A 25,762-nucleotide genomic window follows, 5' to 3' on the forward strand; every position below is an offset into this window, starting at 1 on the left:
GTGCCTTTCGGCTAGGCGGCGTATATTACGCGCCTTTCGAACAATGTCAACGTTAATTTTCAACTTTATTTCGAAGCGAACTTCGAAGCGTTTACTGCGTTTATTTTGTTCTCAAACTCGCTGGGTAACTTGCGTTCCGTCCCGTGTCTGTGGGTGCGCATTATAGGGATCTTCGAAAGGTAAGCAAGCGTTTATTGCTGTTTTTTTTGATTATTTTACTGACCGCTTAATTAACAAACAAACAGCTCAAAATAACACGCTTTTGTGCTGTTATTTTGTACTTATCATCTTGTTTAAGCTATTCGCTGGATAAAGGATCGCAGAAAGTAATTTAGCAATCACGCTACCAATAAGTAATGCAGATAAAGAAAATATGATAATAAGGGGTTCATTATCAGTTAATAGATTAGTTATTATGCAAGTGGTAACAAATAAGATAAGCGGAATGATGTAAACAACTAAAGAACTTTGCACAATATCTTTGTTATCGACTAATAATTCAATTTGCTTATTAACCTCCATACCTTCTTTATAAGGCATGGAAATTTGATGAGATTTATCACTAAGGCCTTTCGCTACTACACCAACACCACAATTATCATTACTGCTACAAGATTTGCATGCGGATTTAGAGATGCACTCTACAATCACACTCTTCTCACCATTTACTTCGGTAATTTCAATAATACGGCCAGTTTCTTTTAACATTAATTCACCGGTTTGATAGAAGCCGCTATTTTTTCTGCGGTGACTAATGGGATTTCGCCAATAATATTGACTTCTACACTATCAATTTGTTTTGTATAAATAAGTGTTGCACCACGTTGTATAATATTTTTCTGATCGGCCAACAATGCTTTTTTACTTGATATATATACTGAAACGCTGACTATTCCATCATTAAGCATAAGATAAGAGACAGGATCAGTATCATGCATCATTAGTTTATGTTGATCGTCTTTAATTACTTTAAAACCTGTAGGTAACCAATCGACATTCCAATCAGCTATTTCCGTAGTGGTGTTATGCGGTAAGTTTAATATATCAGGTGTGGCTTGGGTACTTAATTGCTTTATCCATGGACTGACTGTTTCACTAATACTCATCGAAACAACCATGGTTTGTTCTAATATTACATTAGACTTGTTAATTATGTCTAAACGCAACGGTAAATAACTATCTAGATCTAACCACACTATATAGCTATAACGGTAATTATCTTTACTGATCATACGGATCGCGATGGCTTTTTTACCGGCAATTCTATCTTTACCTAGGATAATGTATTCGTAACTTCTATTACCACTTTTAAAATCAAAGTTAGCGATATCGGCAAATACACTTTGGTCTTGATGGCTTAGTAAGCTGTAAGGTTGGTTTCCTTGCTGATAGAAGCTAATTTTTCCATCAAATTGTAACGACTCCCGCATTGCACCATTTAAGTAAGTAAAATAGGTAATACGTTTGCCATCAATAATGCCATGAACAAGCTGTTTAGGCTGTATTTGGTTCTGTGCTGTATTTAAATAAAGCAGCGTATAATTCAAATTATTATAAGCTTGCTTCATATTATTTAAATAAGTTAAAGCGGACGGTAAATCTGTTGGCTCTGTTTTTACTACTTGAGATTGTGTTTGTTCAGAGCTCGCCATTAGTTGCGGTGACACTATTAATGATGCTAGTGAAACTAACGCAACTAAAAATAATCGATGTTTCATCGCTAACCTTAAGGTTTTGTTTGCAACTGTAACTGATGGTCCTTCATTAACGCTTCTAAACGTTCATTACGTTCTTTAATATCATTTTCTGTTTGTGCAGGTGTTGCTTGTAAACTTACCGGTGCAGCTGCTCCACCAAACGGTACTGTATTCAGTACAGGTGTTGAACTTGCATCAGTTGCATTGTCTTGGTTTACAATTAAGCTACTTACTACCACTACACCAGCTACAGATGCAGCAATTGCATATTGTCCAAAACGTTTCATAAACGGAACAACATTAGTATCTTGTTTTTCAGGTGTTGTTAATGGGACAACATTATCATCTTGCATTTCGCCAGCAATCGCTGCCATTACACTATCAGTCACATCAACTCGTAAATCTAAGCCATCGCTTTCTTCACGGAGAACGTCACCAATTAGTTGGTATCTTGAGAATTGTTGTTGTAATTCAACATCCCCAAGTACTGCGTCGATGATCTCTTGGTCATCAAACTCATTATCAATGAGCGATGATAGATCTTGTGAATATTCTTTCATCATCAATTCCAATTAATTTTCTAATAAGGGTTTGAGTTGTTTGTCAATTGCTTCACGAGCCCTAAAGATACGTGAACGGACGGTACCAATTGGACAATTTTCAATTTGTGCAATTTCGTCATAGCTCATTCCTTCAAGTTCGCGCAAAGTAATCGCAGACTTCAACTCATCTGGTAAACCACCAATCACTTTTAAGATGACTTGCTTAACTTCCTGAGAGTGTAAAATTGACTCAGGATTATCTTCATCTTTTAAAGCGCCACTACCGTCATAACTATCAGCTTCTTCAGCATCAATGTCAGATGCAGGCGGACGACGGCTTTGACTGGTTAAGTAATTTTTTGCAGTATTAACCGTAATGCGAAATAGCCAAGTATAAAAAGCACTATCACCTCTAAAGTTGGGTAATGATTTATATACTTTTATAAACACTTCTTGCGACACATCAGGAATATCACCTGAGCTGCGCACATAACGTGTTAATATATTAGCCACACGCGTCTGGTACTTACGTACTAATAATGCAAATGCTTGTTGCTCACCATTTTGTATACGTTGTATTAACTGTAAATCTAATTCACGCTCATTCATTGAGCTTTTCTACCTATATTTATAGTGAGCTATCAATTCTCACAGATATGACTTTTATAAAAAAAGAAAGTTCCAAATTAATTCAAAACAATGATGTTTTTGGATAAACTCTCTAGTTACTCGAAATGTTAGTTACATTATTTTACCCAAAACAGAGCATATAATGCCATGGCAGAGAATAAAACAACACCTGAACATCAATACACTTGTGACGTACTAATCATTGGAGCAGGTGCCGCGGGCTTATCACTAGCCTTAAAAATTGCAGATCACAGCAATGTAAGAGTATTAAGTAAAGGTAGCTTGTCTGAAGGATCAACCTATTATGCGCAGGGTGGAGTTGCTGCAGTATTCTCTGATGATGATAGTACTGACTCACATTTTAAAGATACGCTAATAGCCGGTGCCGGTTTATGTGATGAAGATGCGGTCAACTTTACCGTGACTAACGCCAAAGAAAGCATGCAATGGTTAATTGATACGGGTGTTGATTTCGATACCGAAACCAATGATCAATCAGAAACGCAATATCATTTAACTCGTGAAGGTGGGCATTCACATCGTCGCATATTGCATGCAGCTGATGCCACAGGAAGAGAGATTGAAGAGTCTTTATTAAGCGCTGTTAAAAAACACCCTAACATCACCTTAATGGAAGGCTATAATGCTATTGATTTAATTACAACTCGTAAATTAAATCTGCCTGCCAACCGTGTACTAGGTGCTTATGTTTGGAATAGAAAAGCGGAGCAAGTGGAAACGGTTAACGCACACTTTGTAACGCTCGCGACAGGTGGTGCAAGTAAAGTTTATCAATATACTAGTAACCCTGATGTATCTAGTGGCGATGGTGTTGCATTAGCTTGGCGTAGTGGTTGCCGTGTAGCCAATATGGAGTTTAATCAATTTCATCCAACCTGTTTATACCATGCAGACGCAAAGAACTTTTTATTAACTGAAGCGTTGCGTGGTGAAGGGGCTTTATTACTACGCCCTGATGGCACAAGATTTATGCCTGACTTTGATGATAGAGGTGAATTAGCGCCACGTGATATCGTCGCACGAGCGATTGATTATGAGATGAAACGCTTAGGTGTGGATTGTATGTACCTCGATATCAGCCATAAACCAAAAGACTTTATCATTAAACATTTCCCTACTATATATCAACGTTGTTTATCATTAGGTTTAGATATTGCTGAGCAGCCAATGCCAATTGTTCCTGCTGCACATTATACCTGTGGAGGTGTAATGATCGATCATCATGGTCAAACCGATATTGACGGTTTATATGCCATTGGTGAAGTGACTTATACCGGATTACATGGGGCGAATCGATTAGCATCAAACTCGTTATTAGAATGTATTGTTTACGCACACGCTTGTGCAAAAGATATCATTAACCGCATCCCTTTTTATAAACAAAGAAAGTTTGCCAAAATTCCTGATTGGGATGATAGCCAAGTTGAAAACTCTGACGAGCAAGTTGTGATCCAACATAACTGGCACGAGTTACGTTTATTTATGTGGGATTATGTTGGGATTGTTCGTACTGATAAACGTTTACAACGCGCCTTAAGCCGAGTTGAATTATTACAACACGAGATCACTGAGTATTACAGTAACTTTAAAGTAGGTAATAACCTATTAGAGTTAAGAAACTTAGTACAAGTCGCTGAATTGATAATAAAAAGTGCAATACAAAGAAAAGAAAGTCGTGGTTTACATTATAACCTAGACCACCCTAATCTTGGTGAAAACCCTAAACCTACGATTTTAAATCCTAATAAGGACTAATCGGTGTGAGCAGTGTTAATTAATCGGGCAAGTAACCGGTACTCTTCCTCTGCCACACTATCATAAAACACGATAAACCATTTTCTAGGATTATCGTGTTTTACTTCGACTAGCAAAGCATCCACCTGCTCTACGCATAAAAATATAACCCAATCATTATAAAAAGAACGCTTATTAATCGCACCAACTAACCGCGAAGGTTTACTTATTTCAATATTGCCACCATCAGCAACTAAGCAAGTAAAAGGATGCTGTACTGATGAGTGAACAAAATAAACTGAGCTAACAATATAAAGTAATAAGAAGATTGCACTTAGCCAGCCAATCCCCCATAACAGCAATAATATAATGGCACTGAACAGTAATAAGGTTATCGCCAAGACTTTGGCGATAAGTGACGGAGTGGTTGTTAACTTATACTTTAACGCGCTTGAGGATGACATTGACAATTTCAGCAAGCTGCAGATCTGGGCATTGCTCATGACCCATAAACCAAGCGAATAATTCAGGGTCTTCACAGGTTAATAGACGTTGGAAATACAACTTATGTTGATCGCTTAAATCAGTATATGCTTCTTTCGCAAAAGGCATTAACAACACATCGAGTTCTAACATACCACGACGACAAGCCCATATTAAACGGGAAAGAGGAACCTCTTTTAGCATGACTAAACCTTCCTTTTTAAATGAAAACGTTAAGTTATCGATCAACTTATCCGTATAAAATTTGAAACAAGCCAGTAGCTTATTATAAGCGACTATATTAGTCAGTTATTTATTCTGATAAATATCCAGTGTATGACATCAATAGCATAATTTATCAGTTGTAAAATAGACTATTGGCGATAACATTATATAAAAACACATTCGTCCATAAATGAGGCCAAACATGCTAACACTTAGCCAACTTGAGAATATCAGTCAATTACCCGATCTTGTTCTCTGCCCACTCGATAGCTGGGACTTAATCAGCATAACAGGTGAAGACCGTGTTACGTTTTTACAAGGACAACTTACTTGTGACTTAACCCAGTTAGCACCAGGTGAGCAAACATTAGCAGCGCATTGTAACCCTCAAGGTAAAGCATGGACTATCGCACGAGTCATTATACTGGCAGATCGTATTCTACTCACTCAACCTAACTCTGTATCTGCAATACAATTACCAGAACTTAAAAAGTATGCCGCTTTCTCTAAAGTAACTATTGAGAAAGAAACAGAATATAAAATATTAGGTTTAGCCGGTCGCAAGTCAGCAGAGTATATTGCAGAAGAGGTTGATACCGCAGCAACTCATGATACCAGTCGCTTATTAGAAACAGATACAGTGCTAATTAAACAACCCTACCCTTCATTACGTTACCTTGCAGTGATGAAAAACGATGTGGCGGATGCATTAGTAAAAGACTTAGCAGGTAAAGCAGAAATCTTTGACGATAGCTTATGGAATGCTATGAACATCGCAGCGGGTGTTGGTTTTTTAACAGCGGAAACGGCAGCACAGTTTATTCCTCAAATGCTAAATTTACAGGCGTTAAACGGCATTAGTTTTACTAAAGGGTGCTACATTGGTCAAGAAACCGTAGCACGAGCGAAATACCGTGGAGCCAATAAGCGCGCTATGTTTATTTTGACAGGCCGCTCAACTGAATGCCCTGCCGCAGGTCAAACGGTGGAAGTACTATTAAACAATAACTGGAAAAGAGTCGGTACTGTTGTCTCTGCTAGCCAATATGGTGATGGTCATATTGAGGCCTTAGCTGTATTACCAAAAGACACCAATCAAGAAGATATATTCCAAATTAAAGAGTTAGACGGGTCAACACTTTATTACGCACCGCTACCCTACCAAATAGTAGAAGACTAAATTAACTTGCCCTTAATTTTATTAAGGGCTTGTCCATTACTAGATTGAGCCAATTTACACTATATTTACCAATAACAAGAATTAATGCTATGATGCTCACACTTTTTATAAGGTTGAATTAACACTAATACCTGTACTGATGGAACACAGCTTGAGCCAAGAAATCATTCAATTACGCGATAAATCCGATGAGTTTTCTCGTCTACGCGTTAGATCTGCTCTCGCATTAATGAAAAAAGATGAAGCAAATGTGTTTCAAATTTGTCCATTATTATTCCATTACAATGCGCCTAGCTTACCGGGTTACATCAAAGGCGACGTCCCCGCTGGTATTAGCCAGTTTAATCCAACGAAAGAACATCAAGCACTTGCGCAGCAATTATTTTCAGTAGTTCCTGATTATCCAGTAGAACAAGCTGAGATCATTGGCCTTTATGCTATGGGCAGTACTTCATCTATCGGGCAATGCTCTGAAAGTGATTTTGATATTTGGATCTGTTACGAGCATTCCTTAGATCCAGACCGTGTTGCTTTACTTAATAAAAAGTCATGGGAAATAACCTATTGGGCTGAAAGCTTAGGAGTAGAGTTAAACTTCTTCCTAATCCCTGATAACAAGTTCAGAGTAACAAACAAAGCCTCAATGAGTAATGAGTCCTGCGGTACATCGCAACATATGCTGTTGTTAGATGAATTTTACCGAACGTCATTGCGTGTTGCTGGCCGTCGTATTCTATGGCGACAAATTCCACATGAGCATGAACATGATTATGATAATTATGTAAAAAACTTATATGATACCGGCCAAATAAACCCTGATGACTGGCTAGACCTTGGCGGCTTACATTGCGTGCCGGCAGAGGAGTTGTTTGGCGCTACATTATGGCAACTTTATAAGGGGATCGATAATCCTTACAAAGCAACCTTAAAAACTATCTTGATGGAAGCTTATTCATGGGAATACCCTAATACAGAGCTGATATCCACTTCTTATAAAAAAAGCTTCCAAGAGCAAGATTTCTACGATGAACATCTTGACCCTTATTGTTTGATGCTTGATAAAGTAAGCAATTATTTAATTAGCATTAATGATCTACAACGCTTAGAGCTCGTACGTGTTTGTTTCTATTTTAAAACAGAAGAGATGCTCTCTAAGCAATGTGATAATGAACATAATGCTTGGCGCCGCACTATTTTAAATAAACTAGTCAAGCAATGGGGTTGGACTGCAAATCAAATTATCGATCTAGACAATCGTAATAATTGGAAGATACGTGAAGTAAAACAGGCTAATCACCTATTACTTGATGCACTGATGCTGAGCTACAGTAATTTGATCAAATTTGCTCGAGTGAATGATATTAGTGAATCTATTAGTGCTGAAGATATCGGTATTTTGTCTCGAAAACTTTATGCAGCACATGAAACACTACCTGGTAAAGTAGATATTATTAACCCTAATATTTCACCTAATTTGATTGAGCATGATCTCAGCCTAATTCAGATTCCAGAACATCGCAAAAATAAGGCTGGTTGGTACTTATTTAATAGTACACTCGATCCATTTGAATTAGCATCTACACCAAACCTTGGGTATTCGCCTTATTTATCTAAGCTAGTAGCTTGGAGTTATGTGAATGGATTATATGATGAAGACACTACATTACATTTATATAATCAAGGGTCAGATCTCGTTGATAAAAACCTGAATCAATTTGCTAAAGATTTATATGCTGTATTTCCAATTTATGTCCCTAAAGCAAGTGATAAAGCACTGAGTGAACCTTGTGCCATTAAACATTTATCCATTTTTTTAAATGTTGAAAAAGATCCAACACGACACTGGCAAGATACAGAAGAGAGTGAATTAAACCAGATCGATAATGTAATGGCCTATGGCGAGCATAAAGAGAGCCTAATTGGCAGTATCGATTTTATCTACCGTAATTCATGGAATGAAGTGCGTACTTTACACTTTAATAGTCAGTTCTCAGTAGTGGAAGCTTTAAATACTATCTTGTCAAAAATGCATCAAGATGCTTCACCTCCTCAACAGATTGATCTGTTTTGCTATAGTCGCCATTTTAGTGAACAAATTTGCCAATCATTCGGTAGTAAACTGAATGAGTTTATTCAGTTACGTTTGCACACCGTACACACTCGTTCTGTACAAACATTGTGGACTGGCGGTAGAAAATTTGGATTTTACTTTGAACGTAAAGGGGTTTCATTGCAGCATTTAGAAAGTGCAGTGGACATTTATAGTCATATCTCTAATAAAAAATTATCTGCAAGCTCATTGAATTTAAAAACCACACATTATGACCAAACAGCTGATGTAATTGAATCGCACATTAGTGAAGGCTTAATACAATTCTTCTTTGAAAATTACCATAATGGTTTTAACGTTTATATTGCCAATGCAGAAAATGATGTAGAAACATTTTTAAACTTTGCAGGTTCAAAAAATGAATTTGTACAAAATGTTAATCGTTTTTATACTTCTAATAATCACTTATCTAATACAGAAGCGGAACAGATTAATTTCAACTTGCCGCAGTTTTATGATATTACACTAAATGAAGATAAAACCTTATCGCTTAACCCCTTCAAAAGCAGCACTTTAGTGGCTTCTGCACAGGACTTAATTTCTGCATTAACTCCTGCTAACGAACAATAAACGCTTTCGTTAAGTATTTTCCTACTCGACTATCTTCTTTTAAATTATGGACTTCTAGCCCTCTTTACGTATAGATTGCCATGTTTAATTTATCGAGGTAAAATAAAGCATATTTTTTAAAAGGTTATTGCTATGTCAACACAATGGAACGGTGAATATATTAGTCCTTATGCCGAACACGGGAAAAAAAGTGAACAGGTAAAAAAAGTGACTGTGTCGATACCAACTAAGGTATTGAAAATATTGACAGATGAACGTACTCGTCGTCAGGTAAATAACTTACGCCACGCAACCAACAGTGAGTTGTTGTGCGAAGCTTTTTTGCACGCTTATACCGGTCAGCCTTTACCTGAAGATGAAGAACTTGATAAAAGTCAAAATGTAAATATTTCAGAGACTTTAAGCAAGTCAACTAAATAAATTCATCAATAAAAAACCTCAATAAGCGATGCTCATTGAGGTTTCAACTAAGCTAATTTGACGATCGCAATTATTTTAATGCAGCCACCGCTTCTTTCACTAATTCACCAATCTTTTCCCATTCACGGTTATCAATCAGATCAGCAGGTACCATCCACGTACCACCACATGCTAATACCGCATTAATATCTAAGTAGTCGTTGATGTTCGCTGGCGATACGCCACCTGTTGGCATGAAGCTAACTGGATAAACCGCAGTTAATGATTTTAACATTGCCACGCCACCCGATGGTCCAGCAGGGAAAAACTTTAACGTCGTTAATCCCATTTCCATTGCTTGTTCAACTAATGATGGATTGTTAACACCTGGAATAATTGGCATGTTACGTTGTTGACAGTATTTAACCGTTGTTGGGTTAAAACCTGGGCTAACGATAAAATCAACACCAGCATCGATCGCTAAATCAACTGTTTCACTATTTAGTACTGTACCAGCACCAATTAACATTTCAGGAAACGCTTCACGTAAATTTTTAATTGATTGTGCAGCAGCTGGAGTACGGAATGTAATTTCTGCACAAGGCATGCCATTTTCAACTAATACTTTACCTAATGGCACAGCATCATTAGCATCTTTAATGGCAATAACAGGAATCACTTTGAGTGATTGTAATTTTTCATTTAATGTTGTCATTTTACTATCCTAAATATGAATGATTAATCTACAAATGGGGCAATGTATTTCATATCAATAATTGCACCTTTATGCTGTATCACAGTACTTGCTACTTGGTGTGCTTTTTCAGCAGCAATAACAGTTGTTCCACCTAAAGTTCGTTTTGACAAATAACCAGCGGCAAAAGAATCTCCGGCTGCAGTAGTATCGATAACATTTTCAGGATCTACTTTTTGCGCTGCAACACTAATTGAATCATCTGCAGTAATGATCAAACATTCGCCGCCACCTTGTTTAATCACTATTTCTTGAACACCTAATGCACGTGTACGCTCGATACATTGCTCAACTTTTGTATCACCAAATAATGCTTGTTCATCATCAAATGTTAGTAAGCCAGTATGAGTAACAGCTAGAATACGTTTAAATCCTTCAGCAGCCTCTTCAGCCGAATCCCATAACTTAGGTCGATAGTTATTATCGAAATAAACTTTACCACCAGCCGCTTTATAACGAGCCAAAAGATCATAAAGCTTTTCACGACTAGCAGGGGGCAATATCGCTAAGCTAATGCCTGAAAGGTAAATAACATCTTGTTTCAATAACGATTCAATATATTCATAACTTGCTGTCTCAAGCCAATATTTAGCCGCCGCAGCATCACGCCAATATAAAAAACTACGCTCACCTGTTTCATCTGTTTCAACCATATATAAACCAGGTTGTCTCGTTTCAGAACGTTGTACAAATTGTGTATCAATGCCTTCTTTGTTCCAAGCATCAATCATTTCTTGGCTTATGTTGTCTTCACCTAAGGCAGTAACGTAACTAACATTTACATCTTTACCTGATGTTAAACGTGACAAATATACAGCTGTATTTAGAGTGTCTCCGCCAAAGCTTCTACGTAAAACGCCATTTACTTCCTGTAATTCAATCATACATTCGCCGATCAAAGCGATATTGAAATTAGCCATTTGCTACCTCTATTATAAAAAATGGATTCATTGTCTTTTGTACTTAACTATCTCAATCTGTTGCAGCGAATAGCGTACGCTTGATGCACTCGATATAAAGCGCGGTATTAAGATCAACAGCAGCATCAACACGCAAAAATGTCGGCAATGCATTTGCATCTTATTAATACAACTTATAAGTTAAAAATTGTACATCACACAACCCGATTTGTAATACAAAAAGACACTATGTGTGATCCAGATCATCCACCTACATCACAATCAAAATAATTATCTAATATAAATATTAAGACGAAGTGAGCTAAATTCAGCCAACCCGCTTAGGTGCTTATTGTAGAGAGGTAATAAAAAGTAAGCTAAATCAATAGTTGAAGAAGCTAAATTATAAAAGGTTCTGGCTTTATAAGAGTTATTTAAAATATAAAAATAGAGAGCTCATCCTTAAAAATTAAAAAATAAAAGTGATTTTAAGGTTTATTTGTATTACTTTATTAAGCAATTTTTATCCACTTTATATGTAGCGAGGTCATAATGCTCTCCACTGTTAACGCCGTTCTGATGAATCAACAAGAAATTGAAGCCATTCAACAACAGCTAGGAAAAACAAGTTTAATGGGCCGTAGCCTAGATGCTTTAATTCAAGATACCGATAATTACCTAAAGCTACCGATAGACGTTCCAGGACATAGCCCTGCAGGTGGTTATGCACATAATAAGCACCAACAGAACTATAAATATATCGAACAAGCTGGACGGTTATTTCTCATTACCGGCGATGAAAAGTATGCCCAGTTTGCAGCGGCATTGTTAACTCAATATGCAGAGAAGTATTTAGTGCTAGGGTTTCAAGAACAGCGTAATACTAACCCTCCAGGGCGTTTATTTCACCAAATGCTCAACGAGCATGTTTGGTTATTATATTCGAGCCTAGGTTATAGCTGTATTAAGCATTGGTTAACGGAAGCACAACGTCAGTATATTGTGGAACAATTATTTGAACCTATGCTAGAAGTAGCTACGGTTAAGTATAACTTTGACTTTGACCGCATTCATAACCATGGTGTCTGGGCTGTTGCTGCAACAGCCGCGTGTGGTGCAGCAATAGGACAAGAAAAGTATATCGACTTAGCGTTACATGGTTTAGCTGGCGATGATATCCAAGGTGGTTTTCTAGCGCAATTAAGCAATCTATTTGCTCCTTCAGGTTATTACATTGAAGGGCCTTATTATCACCGTTACGCAATTCGCCCTTTATGTTTACTTGCAGAATTAACTCAGCGTTTCCGCCCTGAGCTAGATATCTTTAATTTTAAAGGTCAGGTGATCGGTAAAACTATCCAATCTCTATTATCAACGGCTTACCCTAATGGCGTCTTTCCCTCATTAAATGATGCATCGAAAAGTATGGACATTAAAGATGAAGGTGTGGTGATTGCCGTCAGCTTATATGCAAAGCATTATCCGGAAGACACTAATCTATATGGTATTGCTAACATTCAGGAGCAGATTTGGATCAGTGGATGTGGTGTTGCCTTATCACAAGCTTACCAAGCACAAGCGTCGGTTGAAGTACCTTGTTTACCGAGTGTTGAGTTGAATGAAGGTCCTGATGGAGATAAAGGTGCACAGGGCTTTATCCGAATGCAAAATTCACAAGGAGATATCAGCCAATTAGTGATGAATTATGGCCAACATGGTATGGGCCATGGACATTTTGATACCTTGGGTATGACCTACTTTAACAATAATCAGGAAGTATTACGTGATTATGGTTTTGGTCGCTGGGTTAATATCGAGCCTAAATTCGGAGGTCGATATCTTGATGAAAACAAATCATACGCGCGTCAAACTATCGCACACAATCTAGTATCCGTTGATGCAGGTTGTCAGAATGACTTTGATGTTGAGCTTGCTGATAGTAAACATGGCGAACCACACTTCTTTATCGGTGAAGGCAAAGTACAAGCAATGAGCGCTTTTGCTGAAGACTTTTATCCAGGTGTTGAACAACAACGTTCACTAATATTAATTGAACATGAGCAATTAACACAGCCATTATTAATCGATTTGTTCCGTTTAAGCAGCCATACAGCACATCAATATGATTATTCACTACAATACCAAGGCCAAATCATTCGCACTAACGTTGAACACAAACAACATGCCACACTCAACCCAATGGGTGATGACGCAGGTTATCAGCACCTATGGAATGTAAGTGAAGGCAAAGGTCAAGACACTAATTTAGTGAGTTGGTTACAAGGTAGTAGCTATTACACTTGGTTAAGTGCAAGTTCAGCTGACGACACGCTCTTCTTTACGCGCACAGGGGCTAATGATCCTGACTTCAATTTACGCAGTGAAACGAGTTTGATTCTACGTCGTAATGCAAAAAATAGCTTATTCGCTAATGTCATCGAAACACACGGTTACTTTAATGAAGCTATAGAAGCAAGTTTAGATGCACGTGGAAAAATACACACCATTAATATTATTGGCTTCAATGAACAAGCCTCTGTGATTGAAGTATTAGGTGACGATATCGCATTAATCGTGATGATCAACAACGCCAAAGACGCAACAGCAGCAAGTGAAACAACTATCGAATTTAATCATCAAACGTACAGCTGGAAAGGTTTCTTAGTTGTAGAAAGTAAGAGGTCTTAATCATGAGTTATCAACCCCTTTTAATGAGCTATGAACAAGCAGCCGAATTACGTCAATATGTCGATAGCGACTCGTTAATCGGCCTTTCTATTAGTGAAGAAATTGACGCACTTGAAGCTTACATGCCAATCGGTATTGAGATCCCAGGCCACGGCGAAGCTGGCGGTTATGAACACAACCGTCATAAACAAAACTATATCCATTTAGACCTAGCTGGTCGTTTATATCTGATTACTGAAGATAAACGTTACCTTGATTACGCAACCACTATGTTAATTGAGTATGCAAAGGTTTATAAATATCGTGAATTAAATATTAGCCGAGATTCAAATAAACCGGGCCGTCTATTTCATCAAACGCTCAATGAAAATATGTGGATGTTATACTCATCCTGCGCTTACTCTTGTATTCGCCATCAATTAACTGAACAGCAACAACAGTTGATTGAAAATGATTTGTTCAAAGTAATGCTTGAGATGTTTGTTGAAACTTATGCTGAGAATTTTGACATTATCCATAATCACGGTTTATGGTCGGTGGCTAGTGCTGGTATTTGTGCATATGCCATTAACGACCAAGCAACGGTAGATAAAGCTATTTATGGTTTAAAAGGAGATAGTGTTTCTGGTGGCTTTATTGCGCAATTAACGCAGCTTTTTTCACCTGATGGTTACTACATGGAAGGTCCTTATTACCATCGTTTTTCGCTGCGCCCTATTTTCCTATTTGCTGAAACCATTGAACGTCGCCAACCAGAGATAGGCATCTATCAATTAAAAGATGAAGTGATTAAAACGACTGCCTATGCGGTAATGTCAACGGCTTTCCCAAATGGTACCTTACCTGCATTGAATGACTCATCTCGTACCATGGATATCAAGGATCTCGGTATTTTACTGGCGACCAATATCTGTTTCGATCGTTACGAGCAAAATGAAACATTATTAGCCATGGCTAAGCATCAGGGTAAAGTTTGGGTGCATAATACCGGCGCAACATTATCTAATGCTCTGCAAGATAACGCTGAAGTCCCTAACTTTAACTGGGGTAGTTTAAGTCTAAGTGATGGGGCTGAAGGTGAGTGTGGTGGCGTGACTATTTTACGTCACCGAGATACACAAGCTGATGATAGCATGGCACTACTTTGGTATGGACAACACGGTAGTGATGCGAAATTACACTCAGCTTTAGACCATGGTCACTTTGATGGCTTACACCTTAGCTTATTCAACAATAACCAAGAATTTATTAATGATTACGGTTACGGTCGCTGGGTAAATATCGAACCTAAATTTGGGGGGCGTTATATCCCTGAAAATACCAGTTATTGTAAGCAAACCATTGCACATAATACGGTAGTCGTTGACCAAACAAGTCAAAACCAAGGCACAACGGCGATAGCTCAACAACATTTTGGTGAACAACATTTTACGTTATTAGATGATCAAAAACTTCAAGCAATGAGTGCTTATGCTCGTGATTATTACCCAGGTATTGATCAACAGCGTACGGTGATCATGGCTGAACTAGAAGGCTTTGAAAAACCATTGATTATTGATCTATTCCGCCTAATCAGTGAGGAGGAACATAGCTACGATTATCCAGTTCATTACCAAGGACAAATCATTCGTAATGACTTTGACTATGAAGCGAACAAAAGCCTTAACACCTTAGGTGATGCATTTGGTTATCAGCACTTATGGAATCTTGGGCAAGGTAAAATAGAGAAATCTTCGTTAACAACATGGTTAATGGGTAATACTTATTATTCATTAATTAGTAGCGCTAATGAAAACAGCGAATTTATCTTTGCGCGAACCGGCGCTAATGATCCTGATTTCAACTTACGTAATGAACCGCTATTTATTCTTCGTCAGAAAGCCGCTAACCATTTATTTGCTAATGTCTATGAAACACACGGTTATTTCAACGAAGCTATTGAAGCAAGCTTAAATGCTCGTGGATTAGTGGAGTCTGTAGAAGTGCTTCACAGTGATAACAAAGCATCAGTAGTCATGATTCACTTAAGTGATCAGAAGCAACTAAAAGTGTGTGTTAACAATCAAGTTGGTGTTAACGCTGAAACAATAACAAGCATTACCATCAATGGTGAACAGATCACCTGGACTGGAGCAGTCTCTATTATTTAAGAAATAGTAGTAAACAAAAAACCGCGTTAAGAATTAACTTAGCGCGGCTTTTTAGCAAAAGTCTACCTTTACTATTAGTTACTAGTTGGTAAACGGTGGTTGGTTGTGCTTAACAGGCGTTTATTTGCTTCACGGGCTTTTTCAGCATCCCCAGCCATAATAGCCGAATAAATTGCTCTATGTTCACCGATACAAGTCCCACCCTTTTCGGACGAATGACTAATGAAGCTTTTAAACATAGTACATAGCACATTAGCAAAAGGCAGATAAAAGCTATTTCCCGTTGAAAGAAAGACGAGACGATGGAATTCCATGTCCACTTCCATCCATTGTGCAGCATCAAAGTTTTTAGACACGTAATCCATTTGTTGGAAAGTAGCAGATAACAAAATACGCTGTTGAGCTGTTGCATTCTGTGCAGCTAAAGCCGCCGCTTCTGGTTCAATCGCTTTACGTAATGCAAGAAACTCTTGATATACGAATGCATTATCACCTAAATCAATAACCCAATCTAATAATTGAGCATCTAAGAAATTCCAGTTATCACGACTTTTAACACGCGTTCCAACTTTAGGCTTAGATTCTAATAGACCTTTTGAAGTTAATAATTTAATCGCTTCACGCAAGGCAGTGCGGCTTACACTAAACTGCTCACATAATACCATTTCACTAGGAATAATCTCATTCTGAGCAACTTCACCAGATAATATTTTTCTCGCAATTTCACGTGCCACTTGGACATGTAAACTACGCTTGGAACCAGAAATTTGTATGAATGGGTTATGCATAATGTCTCTTCATGTATATAAATCAATCGTTATTATATGATAATTACAAGGGCTTAGATACAAACAACTAACAGCTCAATTAACAATCACTTATCTCTCTGATTTTAAATTATAAAATATTTTTTTATAGAGAGCTAGGGAGGCTTTTTTGAATTCAAAACCGGTTTTAATAAGATAGCGATCATATAAAAACAAAAAAACCAGCACAAAGGCTGGCTTTAAAAGATACAAAGTTAATATCTATTTATCCATGTGGACATCCATTTGTGGATATGGAATTTCTATACCTGCTTCATCAAGAGCATTTTTAATAGACTCCATTAACTGAAAACGTATTGGCCAATAGTCAGTACCGTTAACCCATGGGCGAACGACTAAATTAACACTTGAGTCCGCTAGTTCTGAAACAGCAATAGTTGGAGCTGGTGTTGGTAAAATACCTTTAGTGTCATTCAATACCGATTCTAATACCGCTTTAGTCTGAGCGAGATCAGCGTTATAACTTACACCAATCACTAAATCGATACGTCGTGTTGGTTTACGAGAATAGTTAATAATATTACCGCCTAGAATGGCAGAGTTAGGTACAACAACAAACTTATTGTCTGGGCTAGTGAGAGTGGTTGAGAAAATTTGTACTGATTCAACTACACCCGCTGTACCCGCCGCTTCAATATACTCACCCGCTTTAAATGGACGTAATGCAATAATTAAGATCCCTGATGCAAAGTTAGAAAGCGACCCTTGTAATGCTAAACCAACAGCTAAACCTGCGGCACCTATAATCGCAACAAATGAAGTGGTCTCAATCCCTAACTTACTGAGTGATGCGATGATAACAAAGGCAACAATCACGTAACGCACCATGCGTGTTACAAAATCTACGATGGTGCTATCAAAACCACGCTTACCTAATATTTTATGCAAAGTACCAGCAATAAAGCGCGCGGCCATCATCCCTATAATGAGGGTACAGACAGCAAAAAAAATATTTAAAGCATAACCAATAATCAGATCTTGATTATCAGCAAACCAAGTTACGCTATTGTTGAGTATATCTACATTTTTCTCGATAGCTTCGGCAACAGCATTTACCGCTCCACTTTCTTCTGACATTATATTGCTCCTTAACTTAGCTTTGTGTTAGCTGTTTATAAAAAAACTGCCACTGGTTTTTAAAGTGTTGTGTAGGTTTTTGTTTAAATTGAGAACGTACAAATTGACTCATTCGCCCTTCTACATAAGACAATAATAGGTTCGCTAATATCCCTTCATCTGTAGTGAACTTTTGTCCATCAGAGGTTGGCCTCTCACGCAATGTTTGTTTTAACTGTGTTTCTAACTTAGAAAAAACATGTTCTATACGTAATTGTAGCCGTTCATTTTCTCCTACTAAGGCATCACCACTTAAAATACGTGTGATACCAGGATTTCTTTCAGAAAAGCCTAATAAGAAATGAACAATATGTTCAATACGTACAAAAGTATCTTTCTGCTGTTCTTTGATCAAATTGATCTGAGTGAACACCGTGGTTTCTGTGAAGTCGATTAACCCTTCAAACATACGAGCTTTACTTGGAAAGTGGCGATATAAAGCGGCTTCCGATACACCTACTTCTGCAGCCAATTTCGCAGTAGTTATACGCTGCCCTGGCTTTCCTTCTAACATAATCGCTAAAGCACTTAAAATATCATCCTTTCTATTGGCTTTTTTATTATTATTTTTTGCAACCATCTTAATAACTTCCTTTGTTATCGTTGTTGTTTTCCTGAGTCCCCAAAACTGGTCTCCAGTTGTTATACCCATTGCATTAATAAGTGCCCTATGTACTTCACTTATTCCTACGAAAGGTATTAATTTAATATAAATAGCTATAAAAATTAAATAGGTATCCCCTGCTGCTAGCTAACTAGCGGCCAGATCTTACCTTTAATTTATGTCATGCGTATGATCTTAAGAGCGCTGTTGATACTCTTTCGAAATGATTGTAAGTAGTTGTTTTGCAACTTCTTTTTTACTGGTTAAACCAATATCAAAGCGTTTATTTTTAGCAAACACCGTTAACGCATTATTATCGCTATTAAAACCTTGTGTCCCAACAGAAACATCGTTTGCCGCTATTAGATCAAGATTTTTACGTTCAAGCTTACCTTTTGCATAGGCTTCAACATCACTCGTTTCAGCGGCAAAGCCAACACAGAAAGGTCGATCCGCAGCACTCGCTACATCTGCAATAATATCTGGGTTTTTTACTAAAGTTAATGTGATTGAATCGGTATCTGTTTGTTTCTTCATCTTTTCAGTATGAATATGTTCAGTACGATAATCAGCCACAGCAGCACAAGCAATAAAGATATCGGTCGACGCTAATGAAGCTAACGCAGCTTGGTGCATATCCATTGCACTTTTAACATCAATGCGGTTTATAGCCGTTGGTAATGTTAAATTAACTGGTCCAGCAATCACGGTAACAGTTGCGCCCATACTATGTGCTGCATTGGCTAACGAAAACCCCATTTTACCTGAGCTATGATTACTAATATAACGTACAGGATCAATAGCTTCTTGTGTAGGACCAGCGGTAATGACTATATTTACACCAGCTAAGCTTCGATCTTTAGGCGCAAAAAATTCACAACAGCATGTAACTAATTCAGGCACCTCCAATAAACGGCCAGGGCCGATATCTCCACAAGCTTGTATACCTTGCCCTGGCCCCCAAATGAAAACACCACGTTCAGCTAAAACACTTAAATTATCTTGTGTTGCTGGTGCTAAATACATTTGTTGATTCATGGCAGGTGCTATCGCAATGGGAGACGGCGTCGCTAAGCACAAAGTAGTCAATAGCTCATCTGCCATACCTGAACGCAAACGAGCAATGGCATTGGCTGTTGCTGGTGCAATTAAAATTAAATCAGCCCACTTAGCTAATTCAATATGTCCCATCCCCGCCTCTGCTTGCGGATCTAATAGATCATCATAAATAACATGCCCAGAGACGGCTTGCATGGTTAAAGGCGTAATAAACTGTTTTGCAGAAGCTGTCATTACAATACGAACTTCAGCACCTTGATCCATTAAACGGCGTGTTAATTCTGCACTTTTGTATGCAGCAATACCGCCACAAACACCCAATAATATCTTTTTCCCTGCAAGGGGCAATATTGATGACATAAGGTTCTCGGAAAATTAAATTAAAAAAACTAACAATACCATAAAAATGTTACGCAATATGCACAAGTTAAACTAGATTTAATACTCTATATTTTATTTAAGGAGGTCTGCTTTGGCATCAATAAAGGAATGGCCAAAACAAGAAAGGCCACGAGAAAAACTGATCCAGCAAGGTCCTGGTAGCCTAACCGATAGTGAATTATTGGCTATTTTCTTACGCACTGGATGTCAAGGTGTTGATGTGGTGACCCTATCTCGACAGCTATTAACCGATTTCGGCTCCTTACGATCGCTTTTTTCTGCCTGTGAAAGTGAATTTTGTACTCACAGAGGCTTAGGACAAGCAAAATATGTGCAACTACAAGCGGTTTTAGAAATGTCTCGTCGTTACCTACAAGAGCCATTAATGAAGGGCGACCCATTAACTAGTGCGGCACAAACACAACAATTTTTAAGTGCAAAAATGCGTGATTATCCTTATGAAGTGTTTGCAGGATTATTATTAGATAGCCAACATCGCGTTATTCGCTTCCACGAATTTTTCTTCGGCACAATAAATAGTGCCAATGTTCACCCAAGAGTTATCGTGCAAAAAGTATTACAGGAAAATGCCGCGGCAATTATTCTTGTGCATAACCATCCTTCAGGTGATCCAACAGCCAGTCAATCTGATAAAAATATTACTGAAAAACTTGTGAATACACTGCAATTAATTGATGTTAAAATATTAGACCATTTCATCATTGGTGATGGAAAATACACCTCATTTGCCGAAAAAGGGTGGATTTAGGGCATTTATTTTCACATTTGTTGATCTTTTAATCTTAATGATGTATAAAATGCGCCCTCGACGCCTTTGGCGACGGCTAAAAAAGGTGTTCGACTATTTTGCTCGAGTAAAACTAATATTTTTGGAGAATTTCGACATGTCTAGAGTATGTCAAGTTACAGGCAAGCGTCCAGCTGTTGGTAACAATGTATCACACGCAAAGAACCGTACACGACGTCGTTTCTTACCTAACCTACAAACACACCGTTTTTGGGTTGAGAGTGAGAACCGTTTTGTTAAATTACGCCTATCTACTAAAGGTATGCGCATCATCGACAAAAAAGGTATTGATTCAGTTTTAACTGATATCCGTGCTAATGGCGTTAAAGTTTAAGGAGCTTAAAAATGCGTGATAAAATTCGTTTAAATTCAAGCGCTGGTACTGGTCATTTTTATACTACTGATAAGAATAAAAAGAACATGCCTGAAAAGTTTGAGATCAAAAAGTTTGATCCTGTAGTACGTAAACACGTTATCTACAAAGAAGGCAAAATCAAGTAATTTTGATTTAACCTTGAAAAAACCCAGTTTATACTGGGTTTTTTTATACCTAAAGAAAAAGGAATGTTTATGCGCTTATCCAAAAAAGGTTGGAATAATGTACTTATCTTTGGCGTATTACTTATTATCTTCATCTTTAACTTTCGTCAACAACTGCACTTTTCAAATTCGACGCCACAGCGTCCAGTTATCTCACCAGACCTAACCATTGTTGAAATACAAACACCAGATTTCGTAATGACACGAACAGGCCGAGAATGGAAAAGAGAGCCTAGTATTAACCTTTCTAATGAAAACCTGCAAAGTATTGTCGATAACTGGCAAACTCTTCCGTTAGCAGTCTTAGATATCCAATCCTTGCCCTCTTCCGACTTTATCTTAAAATTTTTTGTTATCGAACAACAGCAACCTATTCTTGTGCAACTACATCAGCTGCAGGATGGTCAATATATTTTACAAGTTAATGAAGATACTTTTTTAGCTTTACCCATTGATAAACTAACTTCATTAATTGGCAGATAATCATTCCACCAGCCCACCTTTGCTAAAAAACACGGTTAACTAATTAAGCCTAGTAAGCTATTGTTGTCATGATTACTTCTTAAATAAATGATGAGAGAAACATGCCAGAGTTACCAGAGGTAGAAACTAGCCGTCGTGGCATTAGCCCGCATATCGTCAAGCAAACGGTTAAAAAAATAACCCTACGTCACCATCAATTACGTTGGCCAATACCAAAAGAGCTGCCGTCATTATTAGAAAAGCAAACGCTGTTAGCCATTGATCGCCGCGCTAAATATCTATTATTACGATTTGAAGCGGGTACCTTATTAATTCATTTGGGTATGTCCGGCAATTTACGTATTTGTAAATTAGGAACCGTCCCACAAAAACATGACCATGTAGACTTTGAGTTCGATCACTGCCTGTTACGCTACACTGACCCAAGACGCTTCGGAGCTATTCTATGGTTAGGAGAGCAACCTGAAGAAAGCCCATTATTAAGCATATTAGGTCCAGAGCCTCTTTCTGATGAATTTACCGCGGCATTATTATATGAACTCGGTAAAAGTAGAAAACTACCCGTTAAGCAGTTCATTATGGAACAAAAGGTGGTAACGGGTGTGGGTAATATTTACGCCACGGAAGCATTATTTAAAGCAGGCATCAGCCCCATTCGAGCGGCAAATAATATTAGTTTAAAACGTTATCAAGTCTTAGTTGAAGCAATTAAAGAGATACTAACCGAAGCGATTAAGCAAGGTGGGACAACACTTAAAGACTTTGTGGGGGGCGATGGTAAACCCGGTTACTTTCAACAAACCTTGCATGTTTATGGTAAAACAGGTGAATTATGCCCAAGCTGTGAGACACCATTAACCTCGGTTAAGTTAGCGGCACGTAATAGTGTGTACTGCGCCAACTGCCAACGGTGATTAGCATTATTCCCAATAAAAAAGCCTAGGATTATTCATCACTAGGCTTTTATTACGTTATGCATTAATCATTAAATAGCGATACTAGTTTTGATAAACTATTTCGCCCGTTGGTTGATATTCTTCAACCTTAAGCGGCGAGTGTGATTCTAAGTATTCTTTTAATACTTCAGCATCAACAAAACCTGTATTTACAAAGCCAGGATGCTCAGTAATATTAGGATATCCATCACCACCAGCGGCATTAAAGCTTGGAATAGAGAAACGATATTGTTCTGTTAAATCAAGACTTTTGCCGTTAATTTTAACGTGACTAACTGCTGTTTCCCCAACTGTCATACTAATACCGTAAAATTGAGCATAAGCACCTGTATCTACTGGTTTAGTAGCAACAACATTAAGGTAATCAAGCACCTCTTTCCCACTCATATCAACATACGTTAATTGGTTACCAAAAGGTTGTACCTTCAACACATCTTTATAAGTAATCGTACCAGCTTCTATTGAATCACGAACCCCACCAGAGTTAACTACACCGAAGTCTGCTTTAGCTCGCTCTTTTTGTGCTTTAGCGACTAATCGACCTAAGTTAGTTTGTTGGAAACGAACCATATTACGATCCCCTTCTAACTTAGCATCACTCTCTGCGACTTTATTACCTAGTTCAGCTTGACCGTTTTCTTGAAAAGGCGTTAAGAAGGCTAATAAACTAGGGTCCTGCTCTATTTTGTCTTCTACCAGTACACGCTTTGACTCACCGTTTATTTTCACTTTTTTAACTAAGTTAACTGGAATAAGACGATAATTAACCAGTGTTAACACACCATTTTTAAATTGGTAATCGGCACGTCCAACGTATTTACCCCATTCATGAGCTTGCATAATGTAGGTACCGTTTTGTTTATCTGGCACACAATCATCACCAGGTTTAAACTCTGTATCAACTACGTTAGGGCCTTCCATACAAACAGGCTCCTGCGAATGCCCACCAACGATCATATCTAAGGCACCTTCCGGCAGAGCACGAGCAAGTGTCACATCACCTGGTGCATTCACACCGTAAAATGCGTTTTGATAGTGACCCATGTGTGTCACAGCAAAAATAAGGTCTGGATGTTCATTTTTCTCTACTTCAGCAATCACTTTTCTCGCTTCAGTGGTCGGGTCTTTAAAATCAATCCCTGTAACATATTCAGGGTTACCCACTTTGGCTGTATCTTCTGTTGTTAAACCTATCACTGCCGTTTTTACTCCACCTAGATCAAACATTTGATAAGGTTGAAATAAACGAGTATTAGTTTTTTTATCGTAGATATTTGCTGATAATAATGGGAAGTTAGCCCACTCTTCCTGCTGCTTTAAGATCGCCATAGGATTATCAAACTCATGATTACCAATAGCCATCGCATCATAACCAATTAAACTCATGCCTTTAAAATCTGGCTCTGCATTTTGTAAATCAGACTCAGGTACACCAGTATTGATGTCGCCACCTGATAATAACAAGACACTACCACCAGCCCCTTCAACTTCACTTCTAATACCGTCGATTAAGGTCTTACGTGCAGCCATGCCATACTCACCATAACGGTTTTGCCAAAAACGACCATGATGGTCATTAGTATGAAGCACTGTGATGTTGTAAACTTTATCCTGTTCCCAGGTTTTATCGGCAACGCTGCTGCAACCTAACAAAGAAAAGCTAAGTGCGGTAAGTAAAAGTGTTTTTGTCATTGTTCTCATTATTATTCCTATGGCATGACTTTAAAATAGAGTGTTATTTTCATTGTTTTTTATTAAAAGCTTGTTGGACACATTTCGGTGCTAATAAGCTAATGTCGCCTTGGTGTTTAAACACCTCCTTAACGATGGTTGAAGAAATAAAAGCAGTACGAGCATGAGCGGGTAATAAAATAGTTTCTAATTGAGGGTATAAAGTGAAATTAACTTGTGAGAGCTGAATTTCGTAATCGGCATCAGTACCACCACGAATACCTCGAATAAGCGCTTCGGCTTGATGTTGTTTAGCAAATTCAGCTAATAACCCACTGAATGGGACAATTTCAATCCCCTCAATATGTTGTGTTGCTTCTTTTAACAAAGCACAACGCTCTTCTAGATTAAAAAAAGGATTTTTACTGTCATTCATCGCTACAGCAACAATCACTTTTTTAGCTAAACAACTGGCTCTTGAAATAAGATCAAGGTGTCCATTGGTAACGGGATCAAAAGACCCTGGAAAAACAACTGTTTTCATTGGTGCCCCTCTTATTCTAATTCAATTAATGTTTCGGAGAACTGTGCTTCATGATCTACTTGCCAGTAAAAGGTAAACCAAGGCTCAGTTCCGGTTTCTCTAAAGCGCGCTTTAGGAAATTCAATGGAGACACTATTATCATCTAGCTTATAAATAGAGGTATCAACCTCTACATCACTACTTAGCCAAATACATACTAATGCGATAAAAGGGTATAAAACAAATAACTTGAACATAGTTTTGTTCTCTTAAAATGAAACACGCAGTTTCGTTAGATTGTTGGTCCATCAACACTAATAAAAATGAAATAAGCCGCAACGAAGGCTTTAATCATCAATCTCAGCACTGTATTTATCAAATTTTTGCAACAAGGGGTCAGCTAATTCGATAAATTCCTCATCGGTCATTTACTTCTCCTTTGCTTTTTAACCATGAAATGCGATTATAGAGGGCTAAAAATATTTGACTAGGATAAGGTATGAAAAATCTTTATTTATCGTTAATAGTCCTGTGTTTTTCAAGTTTATTAGTTGGTTGTGGTATGAAAGGGCCTCTTTATCAAGAAGCACCGCAACAACAAGAAACGGAAACACAACAAAATAACGTGACAGAAACAACAACAAATGCCTTAAATAATTCACAATAAGTATGCTCAAAGGCAGTGATAACAAACTGAACAAAAAAGGATTTA

Annotated in this window: 27 protein-coding genes; 12 read left to right on the top strand and 15 right to left on the bottom strand. The window is 37.8% G+C overall.

Annotation, left to right across the window (positions count from 1 at the left end):
• Positions 1 to 270: 270 nt before the first annotated feature.
• The 4 genes from AC0L3W_RS13535 to rpoE are packed head-to-tail and all read right to left on the bottom strand — an operon-like array spanning position 271 to position 2,848.
• Positions 271 to 708, bottom strand: coding sequence for a SoxR reducing system RseC family protein (locus tag AC0L3W_RS13535; RefSeq protein ID WP_290041456.1), 438 nt, complete (start codon positions 706 to 708; stop codon positions 271 to 273).
• Positions 708 to 1,718, bottom strand: a complete 1,011-nt coding sequence (locus AC0L3W_RS13540; protein ID WP_409440285.1) for a MucB/RseB C-terminal domain-containing protein — start codon at positions 1,716 to 1,718, stop codon at positions 708 to 710. The genes AC0L3W_RS13535 and AC0L3W_RS13540 overlap by 1 nt, the downstream gene beginning before the upstream one ends.
• A gap of 8 nt (positions 1,719 to 1,726) precedes the next feature.
• Positions 1,727 to 2,260, bottom strand: a complete 534-nt coding sequence (locus AC0L3W_RS13545; protein ID WP_290041460.1) for a sigma-E factor negative regulatory protein — start codon at positions 2,258 to 2,260, stop codon at positions 1,727 to 1,729.
• 9 nt (positions 2,261 to 2,269) lie between these two features.
• The gene (gene rpoE / locus AC0L3W_RS13550) at positions 2,270 to 2,848 is read right to left on the bottom strand and encodes an RNA polymerase sigma factor RpoE (RefSeq protein WP_290041462.1); all 579 of its coding nucleotides are present in this window, start codon (positions 2,846 to 2,848) and stop codon (positions 2,270 to 2,272) included.
• Between the two features lie 168 nt (positions 2,849 to 3,016).
• On the opposite strand from rpoE, the gene nadB reads away from it, so the two are divergent.
• Positions 3,017 to 4,645, top strand: coding sequence for an L-aspartate oxidase (gene nadB, locus AC0L3W_RS13555; RefSeq protein WP_290041464.1), 1,629 nt, complete (start codon positions 3,017 to 3,019; stop codon positions 4,643 to 4,645).
• Here the strand turns inward: nadB and AC0L3W_RS13560 are convergent.
• A complete protein-coding gene (locus tag AC0L3W_RS13560) occupies positions 4,642 to 5,088 on the bottom strand; it encodes a protein YgfX (RefSeq protein ID WP_290041466.1) in 447 nt (148 codons plus the stop codon). The genes nadB and AC0L3W_RS13560 overlap by 4 nt on opposite strands.
• The gene (locus tag AC0L3W_RS13565; protein WP_409440284.1) at positions 5,060 to 5,311 is read right to left on the bottom strand and encodes an FAD assembly factor SdhE; all 252 of its coding nucleotides are present in this window, start codon (positions 5,309 to 5,311) and stop codon (positions 5,060 to 5,062) included. The genes AC0L3W_RS13560 and AC0L3W_RS13565 overlap by 29 nt, the downstream gene beginning before the upstream one ends.
• A gap of 223 nt (positions 5,312 to 5,534) precedes the next feature.
• Between AC0L3W_RS13565 and ygfZ the strand changes: the two genes are divergently transcribed.
• The 3 genes from ygfZ to metJ all read left to right on the top strand — a co-directional run bounded on the left by ygfZ (position 5,535) and on the right by metJ (position 9,612).
• Positions 5,535 to 6,512, top strand: coding sequence for a tRNA-modifying protein YgfZ (gene ygfZ, locus AC0L3W_RS13570; protein ID WP_409440283.1), 978 nt, complete (start codon positions 5,535 to 5,537; stop codon positions 6,510 to 6,512).
• Between the two features lie 151 nt (positions 6,513 to 6,663).
• Positions 6,664 to 9,192, top strand: coding sequence for a class I adenylate cyclase (locus AC0L3W_RS13575; protein WP_290041471.1), 2,529 nt, complete (start codon positions 6,664 to 6,666; stop codon positions 9,190 to 9,192).
• Positions 9,193 to 9,324: 132 nt separating this feature from the next.
• Complete coding sequence (gene metJ / locus AC0L3W_RS13580; RefSeq protein WP_409440282.1) at positions 9,325 to 9,612, top strand: met regulon transcriptional regulator MetJ; 288 nt, start codon at positions 9,325 to 9,327, stop codon at positions 9,610 to 9,612.
• 70 nt (positions 9,613 to 9,682) lie between these two features.
• Here metJ and AC0L3W_RS13585 read toward each other — a convergent pair whose 3' ends face one another.
• A complete protein-coding gene (locus AC0L3W_RS13585; protein ID WP_409440281.1) occupies positions 9,683 to 10,306 on the bottom strand; it encodes a bifunctional 4-hydroxy-2-oxoglutarate aldolase/2-dehydro-3-deoxy-phosphogluconate aldolase in 624 nt (207 codons plus the stop codon).
• Positions 10,307 to 10,329: 23 nt separating this feature from the next.
• Entirely contained in the window at positions 10,330 to 11,265 is a 936-nt protein-coding gene (gene kdgK, locus AC0L3W_RS13590) for a 2-dehydro-3-deoxygluconokinase (protein WP_409440280.1), read from the bottom strand.
• Between the two features lie 558 nt (positions 11,266 to 11,823).
• Between kdgK and AC0L3W_RS13595 the strand changes: the two genes are divergently transcribed.
• Together AC0L3W_RS13595 and AC0L3W_RS13600 are read left to right on the top strand one after the other, a co-directional pair.
• Complete coding sequence (locus AC0L3W_RS13595) at positions 11,824 to 13,932, top strand: heparinase II/III domain-containing protein (protein WP_409440279.1); 2,109 nt, start codon at positions 11,824 to 11,826, stop codon at positions 13,930 to 13,932.
• A gap of 2 nt (positions 13,933 to 13,934) precedes the next feature.
• Entirely contained in the window at positions 13,935 to 16,082 is a 2,148-nt protein-coding gene (locus tag AC0L3W_RS13600; RefSeq protein ID WP_290041481.1) for a heparinase II/III domain-containing protein, read from the top strand.
• 74 nt (positions 16,083 to 16,156) lie between these two features.
• Here the strand turns inward: AC0L3W_RS13600 and AC0L3W_RS13605 are convergent, their stop codons facing one another.
• From AC0L3W_RS13605 to coaBC, 4 genes are all read right to left on the bottom strand, one after another.
• On the bottom strand, positions 16,157 to 16,870 hold the full coding sequence (locus AC0L3W_RS13605; RefSeq protein WP_290041483.1) for a FadR/GntR family transcriptional regulator: 714 nt from the start codon (positions 16,868 to 16,870) through the stop codon (positions 16,157 to 16,159).
• A gap of 240 nt (positions 16,871 to 17,110) precedes the next feature.
• Positions 17,111 to 17,986, bottom strand: coding sequence for a mechanosensitive ion channel domain-containing protein (locus AC0L3W_RS13610; RefSeq protein WP_290041484.1), 876 nt, complete (start codon positions 17,984 to 17,986; stop codon positions 17,111 to 17,113).
• Positions 17,987 to 18,002: 16 nt separating this feature from the next.
• Positions 18,003 to 18,605, bottom strand: coding sequence for a nucleoid occlusion factor SlmA (gene slmA, locus AC0L3W_RS13615; RefSeq protein WP_113820092.1), 603 nt, complete (start codon positions 18,603 to 18,605; stop codon positions 18,003 to 18,005).
• Positions 18,606 to 18,824: 219 nt separating this feature from the next.
• Positions 18,825 to 20,048: a bifunctional phosphopantothenoylcysteine decarboxylase/phosphopantothenate--cysteine ligase CoaBC gene (gene coaBC / locus AC0L3W_RS13620; protein WP_409440278.1), complete on the bottom strand. Its 1,224-nt coding sequence runs from the start codon at positions 20,046 to 20,048 to the stop codon at positions 18,825 to 18,827.
• 112 nt (positions 20,049 to 20,160) lie between these two features.
• On the opposite strand from coaBC, the gene radC reads away from it, so the two are divergent.
• The 5 genes from radC (at position 20,161) to mutM (ending at position 22,814) form a co-directional block, all read left to right on the top strand.
• Positions 20,161 to 20,838, top strand: coding sequence for a RadC family protein (gene radC, locus AC0L3W_RS13625; RefSeq protein WP_409440277.1), 678 nt, complete (start codon positions 20,161 to 20,163; stop codon positions 20,836 to 20,838).
• Between the two features lie 136 nt (positions 20,839 to 20,974).
• On the top strand, positions 20,975 to 21,211 hold the full coding sequence (rpmB, locus tag AC0L3W_RS13630) for a 50S ribosomal protein L28 (RefSeq protein ID WP_113820089.1): 237 nt from the start codon (positions 20,975 to 20,977) through the stop codon (positions 21,209 to 21,211).
• 11 nt (positions 21,212 to 21,222) lie between these two features.
• The gene (gene rpmG / locus AC0L3W_RS13635; protein WP_025562982.1) at positions 21,223 to 21,378 is read left to right on the top strand and encodes a 50S ribosomal protein L33; all 156 of its coding nucleotides are present in this window, start codon (positions 21,223 to 21,225) and stop codon (positions 21,376 to 21,378) included.
• A gap of 69 nt (positions 21,379 to 21,447) precedes the next feature.
• The gene (locus AC0L3W_RS13640) at positions 21,448 to 21,900 is read left to right on the top strand and encodes a hypothetical protein (RefSeq protein WP_290041488.1); all 453 of its coding nucleotides are present in this window, start codon (positions 21,448 to 21,450) and stop codon (positions 21,898 to 21,900) included.
• 101 nt (positions 21,901 to 22,001) lie between these two features.
• Positions 22,002 to 22,814, top strand: coding sequence for a bifunctional DNA-formamidopyrimidine glycosylase/DNA-(apurinic or apyrimidinic site) lyase (gene mutM / locus AC0L3W_RS13645; protein ID WP_409440276.1), 813 nt, complete (start codon positions 22,002 to 22,004; stop codon positions 22,812 to 22,814).
• 84 nt (positions 22,815 to 22,898) lie between these two features.
• Here mutM and ushA read toward each other — a convergent pair whose 3' ends face one another.
• The 3 genes from ushA to AC0L3W_RS13660 are packed head-to-tail and all read right to left on the bottom strand — an operon-like array spanning position 22,899 to position 25,307.
• Complete coding sequence (gene ushA, locus AC0L3W_RS13650; RefSeq protein WP_409440275.1) at positions 22,899 to 24,557, bottom strand: bifunctional UDP-sugar hydrolase/5'-nucleotidase UshA; 1,659 nt, start codon at positions 24,555 to 24,557, stop codon at positions 22,899 to 22,901.
• A 40-nt stretch (positions 24,558 to 24,597) separates the two neighbouring features.
• Complete coding sequence (gene coaD, locus AC0L3W_RS13655; protein ID WP_290041494.1) at positions 24,598 to 25,071, bottom strand: pantetheine-phosphate adenylyltransferase; 474 nt, start codon at positions 25,069 to 25,071, stop codon at positions 24,598 to 24,600.
• Between the two features lie 11 nt (positions 25,072 to 25,082).
• Positions 25,083 to 25,307, bottom strand: a complete 225-nt coding sequence (locus AC0L3W_RS13660; protein ID WP_290041496.1) for a hypothetical protein — start codon at positions 25,305 to 25,307, stop codon at positions 25,083 to 25,085.
• A gap of 242 nt (positions 25,308 to 25,549) precedes the next feature.
• Between AC0L3W_RS13660 and lptM the strand changes: the two genes are divergently transcribed.
• Positions 25,550 to 25,717, top strand: coding sequence for an LPS translocon maturation chaperone LptM (lptM, locus tag AC0L3W_RS13665; RefSeq protein WP_290041498.1), 168 nt, complete (start codon positions 25,550 to 25,552; stop codon positions 25,715 to 25,717).
• Positions 25,718 to 25,762 lie beyond the last annotated feature (45 nt).

Source organism: Psychromonas sp. KJ10-5, from assembly GCF_055808325.1.

Coding starts and splice junctions, on each gene's coding strand:
- AC0L3W_RS13535 (WP_290041456.1), bottom strand. CDS start 708: ATGTTAAAAGAAACTGGCCGTATTATTGAAATTACCGAAGTAAATGGT.
- AC0L3W_RS13540 (WP_409440285.1), bottom strand. CDS start 1,718: ATGAAACATCGATTATTTTTAGTTGCGTTAGTTTCACTAGCATCATTA.
- AC0L3W_RS13545 (WP_290041460.1), bottom strand. CDS start 2,260: ATGATGAAAGAATATTCACAAGATCTATCATCGCTCATTGATAATGAG.
- rpoE (WP_290041462.1), bottom strand. CDS start 2,848: ATGAATGAGCGTGAATTAGATTTACAGTTAATACAACGTATACAAAAT.
- nadB (WP_290041464.1), top strand. CDS start 3,017: ATGGCAGAGAATAAAACAACACCTGAACATCAATACACTTGTGACGTA.
- AC0L3W_RS13560 (WP_290041466.1), bottom strand. CDS start 5,088: ATGTCATCCTCAAGCGCGTTAAAGTATAAGTTAACAACCACTCCGTCA.
- AC0L3W_RS13565 (WP_409440284.1), bottom strand. CDS start 5,311: ATGCTAAAAGAGGTTCCTCTTTCCCGTTTAATATGGGCTTGTCGTCGT.
- ygfZ (WP_409440283.1), top strand. CDS start 5,535: ATGCTAACACTTAGCCAACTTGAGAATATCAGTCAATTACCCGATCTT.
- metJ (WP_409440282.1), top strand. CDS start 9,325: ATGTCAACACAATGGAACGGTGAATATATTAGTCCTTATGCCGAACAC.
- AC0L3W_RS13585 (WP_409440281.1), bottom strand. CDS start 10,306: ATGACAACATTAAATGAAAAATTACAATCACTCAAAGTGATTCCTGTT.
- kdgK (WP_409440280.1), bottom strand. CDS start 11,265: ATGGCTAATTTCAATATCGCTTTGATCGGCGAATGTATGATTGAATTA.
- AC0L3W_RS13595 (WP_409440279.1), top strand. CDS start 11,824: ATGAATCAACAAGAAATTGAAGCCATTCAACAACAGCTAGGAAAAACA.
- AC0L3W_RS13600 (WP_290041481.1), top strand. CDS start 13,935: ATGAGTTATCAACCCCTTTTAATGAGCTATGAACAAGCAGCCGAATTA.
- AC0L3W_RS13605 (WP_290041483.1), bottom strand. CDS start 16,870: ATGCATAACCCATTCATACAAATTTCTGGTTCCAAGCGTAGTTTACAT.
- AC0L3W_RS13610 (WP_290041484.1), bottom strand. CDS start 17,986: ATGTCAGAAGAAAGTGGAGCGGTAAATGCTGTTGCCGAAGCTATCGAG.
- slmA (WP_113820092.1), bottom strand. CDS start 18,605: ATGGTTGCAAAAAATAATAATAAAAAAGCCAATAGAAAGGATGATATT.
- coaBC (WP_409440278.1), bottom strand. CDS start 20,048: ATGTCATCAATATTGCCCCTTGCAGGGAAAAAGATATTATTGGGTGTT.
- rpmB (WP_113820089.1), top strand. CDS start 20,975: ATGTCTAGAGTATGTCAAGTTACAGGCAAGCGTCCAGCTGTTGGTAAC.
- rpmG (WP_025562982.1), top strand. CDS start 21,223: ATGCGTGATAAAATTCGTTTAAATTCAAGCGCTGGTACTGGTCATTTT.
- AC0L3W_RS13640 (WP_290041488.1), top strand. CDS start 21,448: ATGCGCTTATCCAAAAAAGGTTGGAATAATGTACTTATCTTTGGCGTA.
- mutM (WP_409440276.1), top strand. CDS start 22,002: ATGCCAGAGTTACCAGAGGTAGAAACTAGCCGTCGTGGCATTAGCCCG.
- ushA (WP_409440275.1), bottom strand. CDS start 24,557: ATGAGAACAATGACAAAAACACTTTTACTTACCGCACTTAGCTTTTCT.
- coaD (WP_290041494.1), bottom strand. CDS start 25,071: ATGAAAACAGTTGTTTTTCCAGGGTCTTTTGATCCCGTTACCAATGGA.
- AC0L3W_RS13660 (WP_290041496.1), bottom strand. CDS start 25,307: ATGTTCAAGTTATTTGTTTTATACCCTTTTATCGCATTAGTATGTATT.
- lptM (WP_290041498.1), top strand. CDS start 25,550: ATGAAAAATCTTTATTTATCGTTAATAGTCCTGTGTTTTTCAAGTTTA.